The 14,699-nt window shown below is 59.8% G+C and carries 14 protein-coding genes; 4 read left to right on the top strand and 10 right to left on the bottom strand.

Annotated elements, in window-relative coordinates; translation table 11 throughout:
• The first annotated feature begins 175 nt into the window (after positions 1-175).
• A complete protein-coding gene (locus PMI23_RS12845) occupies positions 176-3,646 on the top strand; it encodes a hybrid sensor histidine kinase/response regulator (RefSeq protein WP_007919776.1) in 3,471 nt (1,156 codons plus the stop codon).
• Positions 3,647-3,746: 100 nt separating this feature from the next.
• Here the strand turns inward: PMI23_RS12845 and rmuC are convergent, their stop codons facing one another.
• Both rmuC and PMI23_RS29280 read right to left on the bottom strand, forming a co-directional pair.
• Positions 3,747-5,111, bottom strand: a complete 1,365-nt coding sequence (gene rmuC, locus PMI23_RS12850) for a DNA recombination protein RmuC (protein WP_177321054.1) — start codon at positions 5,109-5,111, stop codon at positions 3,747-3,749.
• A gap of 175 nt (positions 5,112-5,286) precedes the next feature.
• Positions 5,287-5,610, bottom strand: a complete 324-nt coding sequence (locus PMI23_RS29280; protein ID WP_007919780.1) for a hypothetical protein — start codon at positions 5,608-5,610, stop codon at positions 5,287-5,289.
• Positions 5,611-6,572: 962 nt separating this feature from the next.
• On the opposite strand from PMI23_RS29280, the gene PMI23_RS12860 reads away from it, so the two are divergent.
• The 3 genes from PMI23_RS12860 (at position 6,573) to PMI23_RS12870 (ending at position 8,971) form a co-directional block, all read left to right on the top strand.
• Complete coding sequence (locus PMI23_RS12860; protein WP_003214941.1) at positions 6,573-6,797, top strand: hypothetical protein; 225 nt, start codon at positions 6,573-6,575, stop codon at positions 6,795-6,797.
• Positions 6,798-7,070: 273 nt separating this feature from the next.
• Entirely contained in the window at positions 7,071-7,553 is a 483-nt protein-coding gene (locus PMI23_RS12865) for a hypothetical protein (RefSeq protein WP_007919783.1), read from the top strand.
• A 146-nt stretch (positions 7,554-7,699) separates the two neighbouring features.
• Complete coding sequence (locus tag PMI23_RS12870) at positions 7,700-8,971, top strand: OmpP1/FadL family transporter (RefSeq protein ID WP_007919786.1); 1,272 nt, start codon at positions 7,700-7,702, stop codon at positions 8,969-8,971.
• A 198-nt stretch (positions 8,972-9,169) separates the two neighbouring features.
• On the opposite strand, the gene PMI23_RS12875 is transcribed toward PMI23_RS12870, so the two are convergent.
• The 8 genes from PMI23_RS12875 to cobU all read right to left on the bottom strand — a co-directional run bounded on the left by PMI23_RS12875 (position 9,170) and on the right by cobU (position 14,625).
• Complete coding sequence (locus PMI23_RS12875) at positions 9,170-9,730, bottom strand: glutathione peroxidase (protein WP_007919788.1); 561 nt, start codon at positions 9,728-9,730, stop codon at positions 9,170-9,172.
• Between the two features lie 54 nt (positions 9,731-9,784).
• The gene (locus PMI23_RS30165) at positions 9,785-9,907 is read right to left on the bottom strand and encodes a hypothetical protein (protein WP_007919790.1); all 123 of its coding nucleotides are present in this window, start codon (positions 9,905-9,907) and stop codon (positions 9,785-9,787) included.
• Positions 9,904-11,112, bottom strand: coding sequence for an MFS transporter (locus tag PMI23_RS12880; protein WP_007919792.1), 1,209 nt, complete (start codon positions 11,110-11,112; stop codon positions 9,904-9,906). Before PMI23_RS12880 ends, PMI23_RS30165 begins: the two co-directional genes overlap by 4 nt.
• Before the next feature lie 53 nt (positions 11,113-11,165).
• Positions 11,166-11,570 carry a MarR family winged helix-turn-helix transcriptional regulator gene (locus PMI23_RS12885; RefSeq protein ID WP_007919794.1) on the bottom strand — a complete coding sequence of 135 codons (405 nt, stop codon included), beginning with the start codon at positions 11,568-11,570 and terminating at the stop codon, positions 11,166-11,168.
• A gap of 176 nt (positions 11,571-11,746) precedes the next feature.
• Complete coding sequence (locus PMI23_RS12890; protein ID WP_007919796.1) at positions 11,747-12,478, bottom strand: adenosylcobinamide-GDP ribazoletransferase; 732 nt, start codon at positions 12,476-12,478, stop codon at positions 11,747-11,749.
• A gap of 1 nt (position 12,479) precedes the next feature.
• The gene (cobC, locus tag PMI23_RS12895) at positions 12,480-13,055 is read right to left on the bottom strand and encodes an alpha-ribazole phosphatase family protein (protein WP_007919798.1); all 576 of its coding nucleotides are present in this window, start codon (positions 13,053-13,055) and stop codon (positions 12,480-12,482) included.
• Positions 13,052-14,107, bottom strand: a complete 1,056-nt coding sequence (gene cobT / locus PMI23_RS12900) for a nicotinate-nucleotide--dimethylbenzimidazole phosphoribosyltransferase (RefSeq protein WP_007919800.1) — start codon at positions 14,105-14,107, stop codon at positions 13,052-13,054. Before cobT ends, cobC begins: the two co-directional genes overlap by 4 nt.
• The gene (cobU, locus tag PMI23_RS12905; RefSeq protein ID WP_007919802.1) at positions 14,104-14,625 is read right to left on the bottom strand and encodes a bifunctional adenosylcobinamide kinase/adenosylcobinamide-phosphate guanylyltransferase; all 522 of its coding nucleotides are present in this window, start codon (positions 14,623-14,625) and stop codon (positions 14,104-14,106) included. Before cobU ends, cobT begins: the two co-directional genes overlap by 4 nt.
• Positions 14,626-14,699 lie beyond the last annotated feature (74 nt).

Here is a 14,699-nt window from a genome sequence, read left to right on the forward strand (position 1 = left end):
ACTCGACAGCTCCTACAGGGTTCGATGCCTGGCAATGTCAACGCACAACGCCTCCATTCAAACCTGCGACACCCCGCCACGCCACGACCTTGGTCGACACTGACTAACCGCCCCGCGCATGCGAGACTGTCCGCCCGGGCAGGAGTGCCGGGGAGTCATTTGTCGGGAGTGTTGCATGTCGCTGTCCACCGGGCTGATCGCCGCCGTCGCCCTGGCCTATATGGCCATCATGTTCGCCATCGCCTTCTACGGCGACCGCCGCAGCGCGCCGTTGCCGCCGCGCATGCGTGCCTGGGTGTACAGCCTGTCGCTGGCGGTTTACTGCACCAGTTGGACGTTCTTCGGCGCAGTCGGTCAGGCGGCGGAACAACTGTGGTCATTCCTGCCGATTTACCTCGGACCGATCCTGCTGTTGGTGGGTGCGCCGTGGGTCCTGCAAAAAATGGTGATGATCAGCAAACAGGAGAACATCACCTCCATCGCTGACTTTATCGCCGCGCGTTACGGCAAATCGCAATCGCTGGCGGTGGTCGTTGCGCTGATCTGCCTGGTCGGCGTCCTTCCTTATATCGCCCTGCAACTCAAGGGCATTGTCCTCGGCGTGAACCTGCTGATCGGCGCCGGTGCCGACGCCATGGGCACCCGCGCCCAGGACACCGCGCTGATCGTGTCGCTGGTGCTGGCGCTGTTCACCATCGTGTTCGGCACGCGCAACCTCGATGCCACCGAACACCACCGTGGCATGGTGCTGGCGATTGCCTTCGAATCGCTGGTCAAACTGTTCGCGTTTCTCGCCGTCGGCGCCTTCGTCACTTATGGCCTGTATGACGGTTTCGAAGACCTGTTCAACCAAGCCATGCTCGCCCCACGCCTCGAGGAATACTGGAAAGAAACCATCAACTGGCCATCGATGGTGGTGCAAACCGGCGTGGCGATGATGGCAATCATCTGCCTGCCCCGGCAGTTCCATGTGACGGTGGTGGAGAACATTGATCCGCAGGATCTGCGCCTGGCCAAATGGGTGTTTCCAGCGTACCTCGCATTGGCTGCTTTGTTTGTAGTCCCGATCGCTTTAGCCGGTCAGATGATGCTGCCAAGTGACGTCTTGCCCGACTCCTTCGTGATCAGCCTGCCACTGGCTCAGGCGCACCCGGCGCTGGCGATGCTGGCGTTTATCGGCGGCGCGTCAGCTGCGACCGGCATGGTGATTGTCGCCAGTGTGGCGCTGTCGACCATGGTCTCCAACGACATGCTATTGCCGTGGTTGCTGCGCAGAAATAACGCCGAGCGCCCGTTCGAAGTATTCCGCCAGTGGATGCTCTCGGTACGCCGCGTGAGCATCGTAGTGATTCTGCTGCTGGCGTACGTCAGCTATCGCTTGCTCGGTTCGACCGCGAGCCTGGCGACCATCGGCCAGATTGCCTTTGCTGCGGTGACCCAACTGGCACCCGCGATGCTCGGCGCGCTGTACTGGAAACAGGCCAACCGCCGTGGTGTTTTCGCAGGCCTGGCCGCCGGTACTTTCCTGTGGTTCTACACGTTGATCCTGCCGATTGCCGCGCACAGTCTCGGTTGGTCACTGAGCAGTTTTCCGGGGCTGGCTTGGCTGCACAGCAATCCGCTGAACCTGCCGATTACCCCGCTGACCCAAGGCGTCGTGCTGTCACTGGCCGGTAACTTCACCTTGTTCGCCTGGGTCTCGGTGCTGTCGCGTACACGGGTGTCGGAGCACTGGCAGGCCGGGCGTTTCATCGGTCAGGAAATCAGCGCACGGCCGAGTGCACGCTCGATGCTGGCGGTGCAGATTGACGATTTGCTGCAATTGGCCGCGCGTTTCGTCGGTGAGGAACGTGCGCGGCAGAGCTTTATTCGTTTCGCTTACCGTCAAGGCAAAGGCTTCAACCCGAACCAAAATGCCGACGGCGAGTGGATCGCCCATACCGAGCGTTTGCTGGCCGGTGTGCTTGGCGCGTCCTCGACCCGCGCGGTGGTAAAAGCCGCCATCGAAGGTCGGGAAATGCAACTGGAGGATGTAGTCCGAATCGCCGATGAAGCTTCGGAGGTCCTACAGTTCAACCGCGCCCTGTTGCAGGGTGCAATCGAGAACATTACCCAGGGCATCAGCGTCGTCGATCAGTCGCTGAAACTGGTGGCGTGGAACCGGCGTTATCTGGAGCTGTTCAACTACCCGGACGGCTTGATCAGTGTCGGCCGACCGATTGCCGACATTATTCGCTACAACGCCGAGCGCGGTTTGTGCGGCCCCGGTGAAGCGGAAGTCCACGTTGCTCGTCGTTTGCACTGGATGCGCCAGGGCCGCGCGCATACGTCTGAGCGGCTGTTCCCCAACGGCCGGGTGATCGAGTTGATCGGCAACCCGATGCCGGGCGGCGGCTTCGTCATGAGTTTCACTGACATCACCGCATTCCGCGAAGCCGAACAGGCGCTGACCGAAGCCAATGAAGGATTGGAGCAACGGGTCAGCGAACGTACCCAGGAACTGTCGCAACTCAACGTCGCGCTGACCGAAGCCAAGGGCACCGCTGAAGCCGCCAACCAGTCGAAAACCCGCTTCCTCGCCGCGGTCAGCCACGACCTGATGCAACCGCTGAACGCCGCCCGGCTGTTCTCCGCCGCCCTCTCCCATCAGGACGACGGCTTGAGCGGCGAGGCACAGAAACTGGTGCAGCACCTCGACAGTTCGCTGCGCTCGGCCGAGGATCTGATCAGCGATCTACTGGATATTTCCCGACTGGAAAACGGCAAGATCAACCCGGATCGCAAGCCGTTCGCCGTCAATGAGCTGTTCGACACTCTCGGTGCCGAATTCAAGGCACTGGCACAGGAACAAGGTCTGACCTTCCGTGTGCGCGGCAGTCATCTGCGCATCGACAGCGACATCAAATTGCTGCGCAGGATTCTGCAGAATTTCCTCACCAACGCTTTCCGCTATGCCAAGGGCCCGGTGCTGCTCGGGGTGCGTCGACGCGGCGGCGAACTGTGCCTGGAAGTGTGGGATCGCGGGCCGGGGATTCCGGAAGATAAACAGCAGGTGATTTTCGAGGAATTCAAACGCCTCGACAGTCATCAGACCCGCGCTGAAAAAGGCCTCGGGCTGGGTTTGGCAATTGCCGATGGCTTGTGCCGTGTACTCGGCCACACCTTGCGTGTGCGCTCGTGGCCGGGGCGCGGCAGTGTGTTCAGTGTCCGCGTGCCGCTGGCCCGCTCCCAAGCCGTGCCGGTCAGCGCCGTCGCTGAATTGAATGGCAAGTTGCTGAGCGGCGCGCAGGTACTGTGCATCGACAATGAAGACAGCATTCTGATCGGCATGAACAGCCTGCTGAGCCGCTGGGGCTGTCAGGTGTGGACGGCGCGCAATCGTGAGGAATGTGCGGCGCTGCTGAGTGACGGCGTGCGACCGCAACTGGCGTTGGTCGACTATCACCTCGATCACGGGGATACCGGTACCGAGTTGATGGCGTGGTTGCGCACACGCCTGGGCGAACCGGTGCCGGGGGTGGTGATCAGTGCTGACGGGCGACCGGAGATGATCGCGCAGGTGCACGCGGCGGGCCTGGATTATCTGCCGAAACCGGTGAAGCCGGCGGCGTTGCGGGCGTTGTTGAGTCGGTATTTGCCGCTATAGAAGCAAAAAGATCGCAGCCTTCGGCAGCTCCTACAGGATGTACGCCGTACCAATGTAGGAGCTGCCGGAGTAGCTGCCGGAGGCTGCGATCTTTTGATCTTTATTCAGGGAGTTCGACGAGACCATCGACATCGGTCATCGCCCGCTCCAGCAAATCCGCCGGCAAGCTCTTGCTCGCCCGTGCACCGAGCAACTTGAGCTGTTCACTGCGACTGACCAGATTGCCGCGCCCCTCAGTCAGCTTGTTGCGCGCTGAACTGTAGGCTTTATCCAGCTGTTGCAGTCGATTGCCGACCTCATCGAGATCCTGAATAAACAGCACGAACTTGTCGTACAGCCACCCGGCGCGCTCGGCGATTTCCCGAGCGTTCTGACTTTGGCGCTCCTGCTTCCACAGACTGTCGATCACGCGCAACGTTGCCAGCAACGTGGTCGGACTGACGATGACAATGTTGCGGTCGAAGGCTTCCTGAAACAGTGATGGCTCAGCCTGCAACGCCGCCGAAAACGCAGCTTCTATCGGCACGAACAGTAAAACGAAGTCGAGGCTGTGCAGGCCTTCCAGACGTTTGTAATCCTTGCCGGCCAGGCCTTTGACGTGATTGCGCAACGACAGGACGTGCTGCTTGATCGCGATCTGCCCGAGGGTGTCGTCGTCGGCAGCCACGTATTGCTGATACGCGGTAAGACTCACCTTGGAGTCCACCACCACTTGCTTGTCGCCCGGCAGGTAAATGATCACGTCAGGCTGGAAGCGCTCGCCGTCCGGGCCTTTGAGATTGACCTGAGTCTGGTACTCGCGGCCCTTCTCCAGACCGGCGTGTTCGAGCACACGCTCAAGAATCAGCTCGCCCCAGTTGCCTTGGGTTTTCTGGCCTTTGAGGGCACGGGTCAGGTTGGTGGCTTCGTCGCTCAGACGCAGATTGAGCGCCTGCAATCGCTCCAGTTCCTTGGCCAGCGAGAAGCGCTCGCGGGCCTCGGCCTGATAGCTTTCTTCCACACGTTTTTCGAAGGATTGAATGCGCTCCTTGAGCGGATCGAGCAACTGTCCGAGCCGTTGCTGACTGGTCTCGGCAAAACGCTGCTCGCGCTCATCGAAGATCTTCCCGGCCAGTTCGGCAAACTGCGCCCGCAGTTCATCGCGCGAACCTTGCAGGTCGCTGAGGCGTTGCTGATGACTTTCCTGCTGTTCGCGCAGTTCGGCGTTCAGTGAGGCGGCCTGTGCATCGAGGCGGCGCAGTTCTGCTTCCTTGTTCGCACGTTCGAGGTTCCAGGCGTGGGAGGCATCGCGAGCGTCGTCGCGTTCGATCTGCAGCAGTTCGACTTCCCGGCGCAGAGCCGCCAGCTCAGCTTGCTTGGCGGCATTGGCCTGACCGAGATCGGCGATCTCATCGCGACTGGCGTCGAGCTGCGCGTTGAGCCCGTCCTGTGCCAGTTGCGCCATGGCCAGACGTTCTTCGAGCAGAGCCACCTCGGCCTGCCCATTGCTCGCCCGGCGTTGCAGTTGCCAGGCCAGCGCCAGCAGTGGCAATCCCGCTGCTGCAAGCCCCAGCAATACGCTGGTCAAGTCCATAGCCATAGCCACTCCCGCCGATCTTATAAAGCCTGAAGGTTAACCAAGGTGTCAGGTCTTGGACAGCTCAGTCTTCGAGCAGACCGAGTTCCTGCTGCGCACGACGGTCGCCGGCGCGAGCAGCTTGGCGCAACAGATCCTGACCGATGCGACGGTCCCGTGCGTTACCGCATTCGCGGCACATCAATTGGCCGAGACGGCTTTGCGCAACCACCACGCCATCACGCGCCGGTTGTTTGAGCAGGCGGCCAGCGAGGTGTTTTGCATTGTGACTGTCGCTCAGGCGCGGGCTGTCGAGCAGCCATTCGGCAACGCGAACGGAAAATCGCTTGGGCGGGGTAACAGGAGAAGGCTGTGAGGTAACAGAGTCTGATACTGAGCGAAACTTCATAAAGCACTGTGGGACGAATCGGAAGGCGCGCCACTCTACTCTCTTTTTCTTACAGGTAAAGTCGAAAAACAACCCGGCACGCCCGTCCTAGAGCAAGCGCTCGGGACAATCCACAGAAGCTGTGGATAACTCAGTGGACAACCGCCCTCCAACCCTCGCAAAGCCTTATGGAATGGGGCTCGCAGTCAAACTGACGATTTTTTCACCAACAAAAAAAAGCGATGTTTTTCATTGACTTAAACTTTCGTTGCAGGCAGCCATCGGGGTCAGGATTGGTATGACAGCGCCGTTACAGCCTGCGCAACTAATGTGCACAAGTACCTGTTACCTGGTTATATCGCTGCGCTTTTTCGGGTCGTTTTGGCGATCGGTGGGGGGATAAACCAGTCTGGCGCGCGCCTCGATGAAAATATCTTCACCGACCGACGGTCAATCAATGCGCCAATTCCGGGCATTTGAGCAAACACGCCAAGCAGCCTCAAGCTGTGGCTGCGATGTTTTTCTACACGAAGTTTGCTTTACCCGTTTCGATCCGTTAGTATCCGCGGCGTTAGTACCAAGCTGAAAGTCAATTCCGGTCGAACACATCCCCACGGTCAGCCTTCTACCAAGAAGCCCTACCGAAAAAGCGGGAACGACCCCTCGATGGTTTCCAGGTAAATCTTGCGACGACACTGCCTTCGAATGATGCGAAGGGTGTTGCGAAGAACACTTACTCTGACCGAACCAACCTGCAAATTGATCAGGATCTTCACCCCGGGCCCAGAACCTTTGCCCTCGTTGTGATGCCTGCCCTCCTAAGTACCTACCTGCCAGCCCAAGCGCGCCAACTTATCAGCGCTTCAAACTGGCTGCTTTGTTCCAGTCGGGTTCTTCGTTTGACCAATGGTGGTCGACGTTACTGGAACGTTTTAACGTTGCACGGTTCTTATCCGTGTCATTTGTAGGAACACCTAATAACTATGTCTACTCAAATCCATACTCAGGATGCCATTCGCACCCTAACCAACGCTTTTGCACCAATGAACTGCCTGATCATGGCCGCTCGCAAAGGCTGCTTCAGCTTCACACTGGTCAACGAACACGGTATCGCCCGCCACAGCGAGCGTCTGTACCCCGATCAGTACTCCAGCGCTGAACCGCTGCAGGCCGTGATCGATCGTACCCGTCAGGCACTGGTTGCCTGAAAGCCGAAAAGGCTGCAAAAGCAAAAGCCCCGCACAAAATGCGGGGCTTTTTATTGCCCGATGTTTCGCTTTTACCCCTCAGCGGCTAAGCACCATCGGATATAACGAATATTCCCCGCAGCGGGAAATATTTTAAAAACAGGCCTTTACGTCGCGAATATGACACTACACTTCAACTCAAGCGGCGTGATCCGCTTGCGGCGAGCCTGAACCGATCCACAGCTGCCAAGCCCCCTTCAGGACTCGCCATTAATAACAAGAACCGAGGGTTTTATGGGTATCGCTGCCAGCGAACTGTGCCGCTACGTGATCCGTCCTACGCTGATCTACCTGGGACGTCACAGCGCGACTGCCGAATCTCTGCTGCTGGGCATCGCCGCCAGCCAGTCAGCCTTGGGTTCCGCCCTGCATGACCGCCGTGGGCACGGCCTCTACCGCATCGCCGAGCATCGCCATCAGGCCCTCTGGGATGATTATCTGGCGCTCGACCCGGAACGCGCGAGCCTGGTGCGCGGCCTCGCCAGTCAACACGCTTTCCTCAGCGGTCCACACCTGGAACTTACGGTCAATCTGCGTTACGCCACAGCGATTGCCTGGCTGCTGGTAGAAGAACAAAACCCCACTCTCCCCGATTCCAACGATTTGCTGGGGATGGCGCGTATCTGGCGCCAGACCTTTCAACCCCAAGGTCGTCTGCGCGACTTCACTTATGCCTGGCACACCTGTGTTTCAACGGTGAATCAGGTCGCTTGCTGACCGCCGGGTTTCAGAAGATCTGCCAACAGGTCGCGAATCTGGTCGGATTGTCCTACAAAACCGCTCTAACTCAAGGCATACGGACTATAGCGCTGGGGCGAAAATGTTGGTAATTTTCGCCCCGGTGATCACCAGGAGTTCTAATAATGAAAAAAGTCATGCTCAAAACCACCCTTAGCCTCGCCGTTACCATGGCATCCACCCAGATCTTCGCAGCTGGCTTTGCCATCAACGAACACAGCATCAGCGGGATGGGCACTGGTTACGCTGGGCGATCTTCTTCTGCCGACGACGCAAGCACTGTTTATGGCAACCCTGCCGGCATGTCGCGCCTCAAGCGCGAACAAGTCACTGGCGGCGTTGCATTCCTCGATGCAAAAACCGATATCAGCGATGCCAGCTCCAGCCCTAACGGCGGCAGCAACAAAGGCGACATGGTGCCCTTCACCTCAGTACCTATGGGCTTCTACGTCAAACCGATCGATGATCATTGGGCATTCGGCCTTGGCGTGTACGTGCCATTCGGCCTGATTACCGACTACGAAAAAGGCTTTGCCGGCCGTTACTTCGGCAGCAAGTCCGAAGTACAAGTGATCACCTTCCAGCCAACCGTCAGCTACGCCTTCAACGATAAGGTATCGATCGGTTTCGGTCCAACCATCAACCGCATTGACGGCTCGCTGGAGTCCAACCTGTCGATCACTCAAGCCCTGCCGGACGGCAAGGTCAAGATCAAGGGTGACGACACCGCACTGGGCTACAACGTCGGCCTGCTGGTACAAGCCACCGACAGCACTCGCGTCGGTCTGACGTACCACTCGAAAGTCGACTACAAGCTCGAAGGCGACACCAAGGTCAACTACGGCGCACTGGCCCTGGTCGGTGTGGGCGCCAACCAGAAGTACGACGCTTCGCTGAAGATCACTACCCCTGAATCGGTCGACCTCTCGGTAACCCAGGCGATCAACGATCGCTGGAACGTTTATGCCGGTACTACCTGGACCCGCTGGAGCCAGCTGGAGAAAATCACCGTCAAGAACTCCGGTGTGCAGCCGCTGCTGGCCGGTCAGTTCGGCGAGATCACCGAAGACCAGAACTGGCACGACTCCTGGGCTTACGCCGTGGGTACTTCGTACCAGCTGAACAAGGAATGGGTACTGCGTACCGGTCTGACTTTCGACCAGTCGCCGACCAACAACGTCGACCGCTCGCCACGCATTCCTACCGGCGACCGGACGATCTTCAGCATCGGTGCCGGCTGGAGCCCGACCGAAGATCTGACCATCGACGTGGCCTACTCGTACCTGAAGGAAGAGTCGGTCAACATCCGCAACCAGAACGATCGTGGCCAGAGCTACAACTCGAAGTATGAAAACTCGGCAAACGGTTTCGGTGTCGGCGCGACCTACCGCTTCTGATGCTGCGCGGCGAGGCTAATCCCTCGCCCACAAAAAGCCCCGCTCTCTTTGCAGAGGCGGGGCTTTTTTATGCCTGAAATTTGTGCGACCTGTAGGAGCTGTCGAGTGCAACGAGGCTGCGATCTTTTGATCTGTTTTTTTAAAATCAAAGATCGCAGCGTGAAATCAAAGATCGCAGCGTGCCGCAGCTCCTACAGATCAGGGCTTCAAGGGTTTCGAGGCAATCGCCTTTTCGATCGCGGCGATAAACTCCGGATCATCGGGTTTGGTCAGGCTGGAGAAATTGGCGATCACCTTGCCCTGGCGATCAACCACATATTTGTAGAAATTCCACTTCGGTGCGCTGCTCTGTGCCGCCAGCACCTGGAACAGATGCGTAGCGTCATCGCCACGAACCTTCTGCGGCTCGGTCATCGCGAACGTCACGCCATAGTTGGCATAGCAGACCTTGGCGGTCTCGGCGCTATCCTTCGATTCCTGCTTGAAGTCGTTGGAGGGCACGCCGAGCATTTCCAGCCCTTGCCCTTCGTAGCGCTTATGCAGCGCCTCAAGGCCTTCGAACTGCGGCGCGAAACCGCAGAAGCTTGCGGTGTTGACCACCACCAACGGTTTGTCGGCGTACTGCTTGCACAGATCGATGGATTCCTTGGCTCGCAGTTTGGGCAGCGAGCCTTGCAGCAATTCGGGACAGTCGGCGGCCTGGGCCAGACCAGTCAACGCCATCAGCAACGCGGGAACAGCACACCAGCGCATCAGCATGTCGAGCATCCTTGAGCAGTCGTCAGAGTTTGACGTTACTCGTCATGCCTGTTTCTAGCAAATGCTCATGCCCAACTGCATCAGCGCCAGGCCACCCTGATGCCAGCCCCACCACACCAGCGCCAGCAATGCAGCGCCGAGTGCGGTGATGGCCAATCGTGGCCAGAATCGGCTCATGCGCCACTCGCTGCGGTTTGCAGACGCGCGACCGGTCGTTCGCGCACCGGCCAGTTCAGCGCAGCCGCCAGCAGACTCAAGAGAATCGCCACTTGCCAGATCAAGTCATAACTCCCGGTTCGGTCATACACCACCCCGCCCAGCCAGCCGCCCAGGAATGAGCCGAGCTGATGAAACAGGAACACAATGCCACCGAGCATGGACAGATTGCGCACGCCAAACAAGGTCGCCACCGTACCGTTGGTCAACGGCACCGTCGACAGCCACAAGAAGCCCATGGCCATGCCAAACAGGTACGCCGACAGGGTCGTCACCGGCAGCCACAGAAACAGCACAATCACCACCGCGCGCAACAGGTACAACGCTGTCAGCAGACGGGGTTTGGACATGCGCCCGCCCAGCCAGCCGGCAGTGTAAGTGCCGAAAATATTGAACAGCCCGATCAGCGCCAGCACCGTGGTGCCGACACTGGCGGGCAGATGCTGATCGACCAGATACGCAGGCAAGTGCACACCGATGAACACCACCTGAAAACCGCAGACAAAAAAGCCGAACGCCAACAACCAGAAACCCGAATGCGAACAGGCTTCGCGCAGGGCCTCGGACAAGGTTTGCTCATGGCCAAGCACCGGCAGCGGCTTGTCCTTGAGCATGCTCACCAGCGGCACGATCAGCGCTACCAGCAGGCCCAGCACCAGCAGCGCGGCCGACCAGCCGAGCCAGCCGATCAGGCCCAGCGTGCCCGGCAACATGGCGAACTGGCCGAAAGAACCGGCGGCGCTGGCGATACCCATGCCCATGCTGCGTTTCTCTGGCGGCACAGCACGACCCACGACACCAAGAATGACCGAAAACGAAGTGCCCGAAAGACCGATACCGATCAGCAGACCGGCACTCAGTGACAGCGTTACCGCCGAATCAGACAGGCCCATGCACACCAGGCCCGCCGCGTAGAGGATCCCACCGACCAGCACCACTTTTGCCGCGCCGAAACGGTCAGCCAGTGCGCCGGTAAACGGTTGTGCCAGGCCCCAGATCAGATTCTGCAAGGCAATGGCAAAGGCGAACACTTCACGCCCCCAACCGAACTGCGCACTCATCGGTGACAGGAACAAGCCGAAACCATGCCGCACGCCCAATGACAACGCCAGGATCAGCGCACTCCCGACCAACACCCAACCGCACGTACGCCACATCGATGTCATTTTTGTTCTCCGCTTGCGGGTATATACCCGCTTGAGTTTGGAAAAAACCGGCCTCAGGCCAGTTCATCCAGCAATCTGAGCAAGGTTTCGCGCTTCTCGGCGCCGAGCCGGTCGATCAATCGTTGTTGCGCCGCTTCCCAGGCCGGCAGTGCCGCTGCCAGGCGTTGCACACCGGTCTCTGTGAGCTTGACGATGCGATTGCGCATGTCCTCGCCTTCGGCCAGCGCCACCAGCCCCTCGCCTTCCAGCACCCGCAGATTGCGCCCGAGGGTGCTGCGGTCCAGACCCATCGCCTCGGCGAGTTCCGAGATGCTCGGTTGATCCAGACGCTGCAGGTTGCACAGCAAAGAATACTGGGCAACGTTGATCCCGAAGCCGTCGAGAGCGCCGTCGTAATGCCTGCTGACGCCACGAGCGGCGCGACGCAGGTTGGTGCACAAACACTGAGAAGGAAGCATGATGCGTGTATATACCCGCGACTGTGTTAAATCAAGTTACAGATGAGTTTACCCATAACATTTGTGGCGCCTGACACACCGCTATCGCGAGCAGGCTCACTCCTACAGGGGAATGAATTTCAAATTGTAGGAGTGAGCCTGCTCGCGATGGGTCCAGCCCATCCAGCAATAATCTCTTAGACCAAAACCAATCCCACCAGCACCACCATCTCCAGCAATTCCAGCAACGCCCCCGCCGTATCGCCTGTGGTCCCGCCCAACCGCCGCATCATCACCTGCCGCAGCCAGACAAACACAACGACCGAAATCACCAACGCAACAACAGCGCCAAACCCGGCGATAAACACGCAGCCCAGAGCACTCAAGCCCAGCACCCACCAACCGGCCTTGCGCGGCAGATGATCCGCCAACGCCTGTCCCAATCCGCCCGCACGCACATAGGGCGTGGTCAGAAACAACCCGAGCAACGCCGCACGCCCGAGCAACGGCACGATGATCAGTGCCAGACCTTGCTGCTGTTCGATCAGCGCCAGCAGCGCAGCAAACTTGAGCAACAACACCAACACCAGCGTGACCACCGCAATCGGCCCGCTACGCGGGTCTTTCATGATCGTCAGCGTACGCTCGCGATCACCAAAACCGCCGAGCCAGGCATCGGCGCTGTCGGCCAGACCATCCAGGTGAAGTGCGCCGCTGAGCACCACCCACGCCGTCAGCAGCAACGCCGCATGCAGCAGCAACGGCGCGCCGCTCAAGGCAAGATTCAGCGCCCACAGGATCAGCCCGAACAACAGCCCCACCAGCGGATAAAACAGCAGCGATCGCCCAAGCTGTTCCGGCTCAGGCATCCCCGGCAAACGAATCGGCAGGCTACTGAGAAATTGCAGGGCGATCCACAGCGGCAACATGTCAGTGAACCTCCTTGAGCGAACCACCGGGTTCAACCTTCAGTGCAAACAACGCGCCGTGAGCGACTTCAACATTGAGCAGTTGTTCGCGTGGCAGCCCTCGCGCTTGCGCCAACAGCAGACGCATCACGCCGCCATGACTGATCAGCAAAATCCGCTCACCGGCGTATGCAGTGTGCAGGCGCGCAACCGCTGCCAATACTCGCGAGGAAAACTCGCTGACCGGCTCACCCTGCGGCGGCGTAAAGGAATACGGATCAGCCCAGAACAGCCCCAAGGCCTCGGCATCCGTCTCCATCAACGCCGCTGCACTCCGCCCTTCCCATGCGCCGAAATGCAGCTCTTGCAGATCCTTGTCCAATTGCACTGGCAGATCCAACTGCTCACCCAGTTCGGCGGCAAAGCGAGCGCAACGCTGCAACGGCGAACTGACAATCCGCTGCCACGGCCCGCCCTCGACCACCGCCGCACGCATCTGCGCCCAGCCCTTTTCGGTCAGTGCATCATCGAGACTGCCACGCAGGCCACCGCCCAGTTCAGTCTCACCATGGCGCAGCAGATCCAGATTTAATGTCATGCCGGACGATCCGCCACCGCCGCTTCAGCGAACGTCGCCATCTGCCCATGCAGATCACAGGCCAGACGCAACAAGGGCACCGCCAGCGCCGCGCCACTGCCCTCGCCCAGACGCAGGCCGAGTTCCAGCAACGGCTCGGCCTGTAGGGTTTCCAGCACATGGCGATGGCCCGGCTCGGCACCGCGATGGCCGAACAGCAACCACTCGCGGCAGGCCGGATTCAAGCGCACCGCGACCAGCGCCGCGACCGTGCAGATAAAGCCGTCGACCAGCACCGCAACACCTTCTTGAGCCGCGGCCAGATAGGCACCGACCAGCGCGGCGATTTCAAAACCACCCAGATTGAACAGGGTCTGCAACGCATCGCTACGCTGTGCGGCGTGCAATGCCAGCGCCCGCTCGATCACTTGCGCCTTGTGGCTGACACCTTCGGCATTCAGTCCGGTGCCGGGACCGGTCAGATGCGCCACCGGGCAATCGAGCAAGGCACAGGCCAAGGCACTCGCTGCCGTGGTGTTGCCAATGCCCATTTCGCCACCAATGAACAACTGCGCGCCCGCCACTTTTGCGCGCAGCAGACTGTCGCGACCCGCCTGCAATGCCTGCTCGCCCTGGGCCTGAGTCATCGCCGCGCCCTGCACGAAGTTCGCCGTGCCCGCGCCGATGTTCAAATGGCGCACACCCGGCAGGTTCAGCGCTGGATTCACCGTGCCCAGATCGACCACTTCCAGCTGCGCGCCGAGCTGACGCGCCAGCACGCTGATCGCCGCGCCACCGCTGACAAAGTTGAGCAGCATCTGCCCGGTGACTTCTTGCGGGAACGCCGAAACACCTTCAGCCACCACGCCGTGATCACCGGCAAAAATCGCGATCCACACCTGCGCCAGCGTCGGTTTGACCTGGCCTTGCAGACCGGCCAGTTGCACCGCTACCGATTCCAGTCGACCGAGCGAACCGGCCGGTTTGGTCAGTTGCTGCTGCCGCGCCGCCGCTTGTTCAACGACATTGATGTCGACTGGTTTGCACGGGTTCAGCCACCAGGATTGAGTCATAACGCAGGTCCTTTCAGAGTCAGGGGCAGGCCGGCGACGGTCAGGACAACACGCTGACAGCGCTCGGCCAGAGCTTGATGCAGCCAACCGGCTTCATCGACGTAACGGCGAGTCAATTCGCCCAGCGGCACGACACCCATTCCGGTCTCGTTGCTGACAAAAATGATTTCACCCGGCAAGGACGCCAGGCAGTCGAGCAAGGCTTGGCGCTCGGCGGTGAGGCGTTCGGCGTCATCGAGCATCAGCAGATTGGTCAGCCACAGGGTCAGGCAATCGACCAGCAGGCAACGCTCGGCGCTGGCGGATTCGCGCAGGACGCGGGCCAGTTCCAGCGGCTCTTCGATGAGCGCCCACTCGGCAGGTCGGCGCGCGCGGTGATGGGCGACGCGGTCGCTCATCTCGCCATCAAGAGGTTGGCTGGTAGCGATGTAGGTGACCGATAGATGGCTGTCGCTGGCGAGTTTTTCGGCCAGACGACTTTTGCCGGAGCGGGCGCCGCCGAGGATCAGTTGGAGCATGGGGGACATCCTGAAAATTATGTGTTGAAGCCATAGGCGCTATCGCGAGCAGGCTCACTCCTAAAAGGGATCTC

Origin of the sequence: Pseudomonas sp. GM24, assembly GCF_000282235.1 — a bacterium.
Classification (GTDB): Bacteria; Pseudomonadota; Gammaproteobacteria; order Pseudomonadales; family Pseudomonadaceae; genus Aquipseudomonas.